Annotated in this window: 1 protein-coding gene; it reads right to left on the bottom strand. The window is 47.0% G+C overall.

Translation table 11 applies throughout. The features are described from left to right. Positions 1 to 307 (bottom strand): hypothetical protein (locus HC176_RS20470; protein WP_167920423.1); only part of this gene is annotated, 307 nt, incomplete at its 3' end. Positions 308 to 330 lie beyond the last annotated feature (23 nt).

Here is a 330-nt window from a genome sequence, read left to right as displayed (position 1 = left end):
CGATATCCCATACATCGCCATGCAACCAAGTGGATTCGGTGCACCAGCACCCATCAGCTACCGTTTTATAGGGCATAGGTGCCGTTTGTGGCTGTACCGTGGTGATGTTGTGCAGACGAGCAGACAGGCCGTTGCCCGAAAAATCGGTGGTCGTTAGGTTCACGATATCCGTCATCGGGTAATAGGCCTTTAAATTCGACCATGGGATTACCGCTGATGTGGCCGAATCGGATATGGACTTAGGAATTACACTTCCGTACACATTTCCTGAACTATTATTTATTTCTTGGTAAATAATCTTTCGCATTTGATCTTCGGTTAACGCCTCAT

This window comes from Tamlana crocina, assembly GCF_012037625.1.
This window is presented reverse-complemented; position numbering and strand designations above follow the sequence as displayed.